Below are 5,455 nucleotides of genomic sequence, written 5' to 3' on the forward strand. Positions count from 1 at the left end.
CTCAAACTTTCCGGGAGGACAGGCGTGAATGAAGTCGAGAGCTTGGTCGATACGCATAAAAAAATCCGAAACCCAACAAGGAGTTTCGGATTCTTACACAGCCTGAGGATCGGTCAATGGATCCTTAACTGATCGGCATTAGGCCCACTGGCCTCCCTCTTTTTTATCCGTACCGCTTACCCCTCCTGTACCTGGGGCAGGGCCTCCTGCTCGCGGTAGCGGCGGGCCAGCACGGCGCACACCATCAGCTGGATCTGGTGGAAGATCATCAGGGGCAGCACCATGACCCCGACGCTGGCGGCGGGGAACATGACGTTGGCCATGGGCACCCCGTTGGCCAGGCTCTTCTTGGAGCCGCAGAAGACGATGGTGATCTCGTCCGCCCTGTTGAAGCCGAGGCGACGGCTGATCCAGACGTTCCACCCCAGCACCAGCGCCAGCAGCACGCAGCTCAGCAGCACGATGCTGGCGAGATCATACCAACCGACCTGGTGCCAGATCCCCTGCACCACCGCCTCGCTGAAGGCCACATAGACCACCAGCAGGATGGAGCTCTGATCCAGCTTGCCGATGAGCGGGCGATGGCTGTCGACCCAGCCACCGATGAGGGGGCGCGACAGGTGGCCCACCACGAAGGGCAGCATCAGCTGCACCATGATGGCCTGAATGGAGTGCCAGGTATCGACCCCCTCCCCCTGCACATTGATCATCAGCCCCACCAGCACCGGCGAGAGGAAGATGCCGAGGATGCTGGAGGCCGAGGCGCTGCACACCGCCGCCGACACATTGCCCCCCGCCATGGAGGTGAAGGCGATGGCCGACTGCACGGTGGCGGGCAGGGCGCACAGATACAAGAAGCCGAGATAGATGGCCGGGCTCAGCCACTGGGGCACCAGCGGCGTGAGCAAGAGCCCCAGCAGCGGGAAGAGCAGGAAGGTGCTGGCCATCACCACCAGGTGCAGCCGCCAGTGGCCGAGGCCCGCCAGCAGGTTCTGGCGCGACAGCTTGGCACCATGCATGAAGAACAAGAGCGCCACCGCCAGCTTGGTCAACAGACCGAACCAGACGGCCACCTGCCCCTCGCAGGGGAAGAAGGAGGCCAGGGCCACCACGGCAATCAGCACAGAGGTAAAAGGATCCAGACGCACGGAGAGTCTCCAGAGAAAGCGCGTCCCGCACGGGATGGGGACGACAGGGCACGGGGAAGGCGTCATCAGGCGGCGACCCCGGATACGAAGGGACAAGCTTACCCCGAACACCCTGTGGTGCAAAGTTGAGCGGCAGCTTCATTTGTTTCATTTTGTTAAACGATAACGCGCATTCTCACAGCAAAACTAAACGATTTTGCCCCTCCGGCCCCGGATCCGGCCAACAAAAAACGGGCGACCAAGGCCGCCCGTCTCCTGTTTGCCACATGCCGGTCAGCGCTGGCTGGCCAGGGGGCCGCTGCCCGCTTTCTTCTCATTGCCACCTGACTTGCGGGCTTGGCGCTTCTCGAAGCGGGAGATCCACCAGTAGGCCAGCGCCGAGAAGACCGCGGTCATGAAGACGTTGATGAAGAAGGCGCGCACCAGATCCACCCCGGCCGGGAAGGCGGAGGCACTCATGCTCACCACGAAGATGGCGATCAATACAGACACCACGCCCATCCCGAAGGTGCGCGACCCCATGCGGAAGTCACGGGGGGTATCGTCATGTTTCCAGCGGAACACGAAGTAGGCCACCATGATGAAGATCGGCGGCAACATGGCGGTGCCGGCGGTGAGGTTGATGGCGGTGTTCATCATCTGCTGCACCGACTCGGAGCCGAAACCGTTGACCACCAGCATCGCGAACACGAAGACAAACTGCCACCAGGCGGCGCGCACCGGCACGCCGTGCTCGTTGAGCTGGGTGGTCTTCTCGCCGTAAACCCCCTGCGGGATCTCGGAGAAGTGGATCTTCACCGGTGCCGAGGTCCACATCATCATGGAGCCGAACATGGCGATGAACAGCACCACGCCGACGAAGCGGCCCACCAGCGCTTCGGAGAGCCCGAAATACTGCGCCATACCGGTGAAGATCTCCACCATGCCGCCGGCATAGGTGAGGCTCTCGCGCGGTACGAACACGTTCACCAGCAGGGAACCGACCGCATACATGGCACCGATGACGATACCGGCGCTGATGATCACCTTGATGAAGGACTTCTGGCCCCCCTTCACGTCATTAAGGTAGGCCGCCGCCGTTTCGGCACCGCCCGCCGCCTGGAAGATCCAGCACATGATGCCGAGGGTCGCCCAGTTGACGGTAGGGGTCATCGCCTCCAGCGTGATGGGCTGGGCCGGTACATGATCGCCACTCAAAGCCATCAGGGCGCCCAGCACATAGATGGCGAACAGGGCAAAGACGCTGTAGGCCACTATTTCGGCAATCTTGCCGAGCCAGCTCGCCCCCTTGGTGGAGATATGGGTCGCCGCCGCAAACAGCACGATGGAAATGACTGAGGTGACCATGGGCGAGAAGCTGTACTCATAGCCCAGCATGGCGTAGGAGGCGTAGGCGATGACGTTGGGCAGCAGGGAAACGAACCAGAACAGGTTCACGAACCAGTAGAGAAACGAGCCCAGATAGGCCATCCGGGTGCCGAGCGGTTTTTTAAGCCAGTCGTACATCCCCGACTCGGAGTTTTTATTGGCCGAGACGAACTCGGCGATGATGAAAACGAACGGGATGAAGTAGACGATGGTCGCCAGCAGGAAGATGGGGGCGGAGCTGAGCCCCAGCTCGATGTTGTTGTTGACGATGTTGCGCACGTTGAACACGGCGGCAAAGGTCATCGACAACAAGGCAAACTTGCCTATGGTGCCGCGTACGGATTCAGACATGGTGTCCTCCAGTGGACTTGCGCTCCCTGCGGGTAACGCTGTGACTCTGTGATGTGTTTGGCAAGGGTCTGTCGGCCCCGCGCTTTACTCTCTTGTTATGATCGGGCCGCGTGGACGGCCTCGCTGGTGAACCGGTGCAATCTCACCGCACCGGCTCGCAATATCATTCAGACGATCGGGGTGCCCGGCGCCATCGGCACCCGCGGCTGCAACAGCACGCTCTGGCTCTCGTCCGGGGTCTCGGCGCAGAGCAACATGCACTCGGATCGCTCACCGCGCATCCTGGTGGGCTTGAGGTTGGTCAGTACCACCACCTCGCTGCCCATCAGCTCCTCTTCGCTGTAGTAAGGCACCAGACTGGTGACGGTCTGCAGCGGCCGCTCGCCCCCTACGTCGATCTGGACGATGTAGAGTTTGTCGGCCCCGGGGTGGCGCACCACCTCCAGCACCTTGCCCACCTTCATCTCGACCCGTTTGAATTCGGCAAACTCGATCGTCTCGCTCATGCACTTTTCCTTTTCTGGTTCAACGGTTTGCGGGTGGCCAACGGCCACCCGGTTTGATGGGGTCATGACGGCTGGATGACGACCTGCGCCGCTGGCTCGGCCTCTTTCGCGCGCGCCTCGGCGCTGAGAGAGGCCTCGTAGCGGTTGTATTTCCACCAGGCGAAGCCGAGGAAAATCACGATCCCGCCGACGTTGTAGAAGACGATGGTCATGATGTCGGCGCCGGTCGGGAAGGTGGAGGCGAGGAAGCCCACCGAGAAGAGGACGATCAGCACCGAGACCACGGCGATGCCGGTGGAACGCGAGCCCATCTTGAAATCCCGCGGCAGGTGGTCGAGCTTCAGCCGCAGATTGAGGTAGGCCAGCATGATGAACAGCGGCGGCAGCATGGAGGCGGCAGCGGTCATGTTGATGACGGTGTTCATCAGCTCCTGCGCGGTGTTGGAGCCCAGAGTCGGGATCACCATCAGCGGCAGCACGATGAGGTACTGGATCCAGGCTGCGCGGGCGGGCACGCCGTGCTCGTTCAGCTCGACCGTCTTCTTGCCGAAGATGCCGGCCGGGATCTCGGAGAAGAAGATCTTCACCGGGGTCGCCGTCCACATCAACAGGGAGCCGAACATGGCGGTGAAGGAGACCAGCCCGACGAAACGGTTCATCAGGATCTCCGGCAGGCCGAAGTAGGCAGCCAGCCCCTCGAACACCTGCACCGAGCCGCCGGTATATTTCAGGGTGTCGCTGTGGACGAACACGTTGATCAACAGCGATGCGATGGAGTAGAGCACGCCGATAAAGATCCCGGCGACGATGATCACCTTCACGAATGACTTGGAGCCGCCCTTCACGTCATTGACGTAGACCGCCACCGACTCGGCGCCACCGGCTGCCATAAAGATCCAGGTGGTGATGCCGAGGAAGGCCCAGCTGAAATCGGGGACCATGGCCTCTACCGTGATGGGGTCAGCCGGTTGCACGCCGCCCACCAGTGCCGCACCCGCCAGCAGGATGTAGGAGAGGGTCAGCAGCAGCATCAGGGACGAGGTCACCGAGGTGATGGGGCCGAGCATCTTGGCGCCGTTGGTGGAGACATAGGTGGCAAAGGCAAACAGCACCATGCTCAATGCCGTGGTCGCCACCGAGGTGAGAATGTACTCGTAGCCGAGGAAGGCATAGGAGGCGTAGGCGATGACCCGCGGCAGCAGCGAGGTGAAGAAGAAGAGGTTCACGAACCAGTAGGTGTAGGCGGAGATTGGATTTGACCCCATAGATCCAGACACTTTTTCCCGCTTAGGGTTGTGATACCCGACTGCGCAGAAATTCCCGAGGTGAACGGTATCCCAAGGCGCTGTGCGGGTGGTGCTCGTTATAATGCTCAAACGCAATAGCCAAATTGCCTACCGCTGTTCGGCTATCCGGTTTTGGCATCATCTCGATATAGTCTCGCTTCATCGTCTTCACGAAGCTCTCCGCTATACCGTTACTCTGTGGGCTTCTCACTGCTGTCGTTCTGGGCTCCAACCCGATTTCTCGTGCAAACGCGCGGGTCTCATGGGCGCGATACGCCGAGCCATTATCAGTCAGCCACTCCACCGGTGATGCCGGCAACGAATCCCCAAAGCGACGTTCGACAGACCTCAGCATGACATCTTGCACAGTGTCACTATCGTAACCCCCAGTACTGGCCGCCCAGTCCAACGCCTCCCTATCGCAGCAATCCATGGCGAACGTGACACGTAGTTTTTCACCGTTATCACAGCGAAACTCGAAGCCATCTGAGCACCACCGTCGATTGCTCTCCTTGACGGCAACACGCCCCTTATGTGCCTGCTGGGCCAATGGTGCAGCTGGTTTTCTTTCCAGCAGCAAGCCATGCTCGCGCATGACGCGATATACCCGCTTAGCGTTTACCACAGGTTGTTCTGTTGCCTCAGACTGGCGCCGTAACAGCGCCCAGACCCGGCGATAGCCATAGGAGGGAAGCTCTGCCATCGCCTCCATGATACGGCCAAGTAAGGCTGCATCATCACGCTGGCGATGATGACGACCATCTTGCCAACCCGGTTTTCGATGAACACGAACGGA

General features: G+C 60.7%; 4 protein-coding genes and 1 pseudogene. All 5 read right to left on the minus strand.

The window, feature by feature from the left end:
* Positions 1-176 precede the first annotated feature (176 nt).
* Positions 177-1,148 (minus strand): bile acid:sodium symporter family protein, encoded by a 972-nt coding sequence (locus J9889_RS17745; RefSeq protein ID WP_069784189.1) that lies wholly within the window; start codon positions 1,146-1,148, stop codon positions 177-179.
* A 273-nt stretch (positions 1,149-1,421) separates the two neighbouring features.
* Positions 1,422-2,867 (minus strand): amino acid permease, encoded by a 1,446-nt coding sequence (locus tag J9889_RS17750; RefSeq protein ID WP_210557555.1) that lies wholly within the window; start codon positions 2,865-2,867, stop codon positions 1,422-1,424.
* A 167-nt stretch (positions 2,868-3,034) separates the two neighbouring features.
* Positions 3,035-3,373 (minus strand): tRNA-binding protein, encoded by a 339-nt coding sequence (locus J9889_RS17755; RefSeq protein ID WP_026080427.1) that lies wholly within the window; start codon positions 3,371-3,373, stop codon positions 3,035-3,037.
* A 62-nt stretch (positions 3,374-3,435) separates the two neighbouring features.
* Positions 3,436-4,623, minus strand: a pseudogene (locus J9889_RS17760) (amino acid permease); the annotation flags it as partial.
* Between the two features lie 37 nt (positions 4,624-4,660).
* The coding region (locus J9889_RS17765) for an IS3-like element ISAs17 family transposase (RefSeq protein WP_210557557.1) at positions 4,661-5,455 on the minus strand (795 nt) is incomplete at its 5' end.

The sequence above is a fragment of the Aeromonas sp. PrichA-15 genome (assembly GCF_017939245.1).
Taxonomy (GTDB): Bacteria; Pseudomonadota; Gammaproteobacteria; order Enterobacterales; family Aeromonadaceae; genus Aeromonas; species Aeromonas caviae.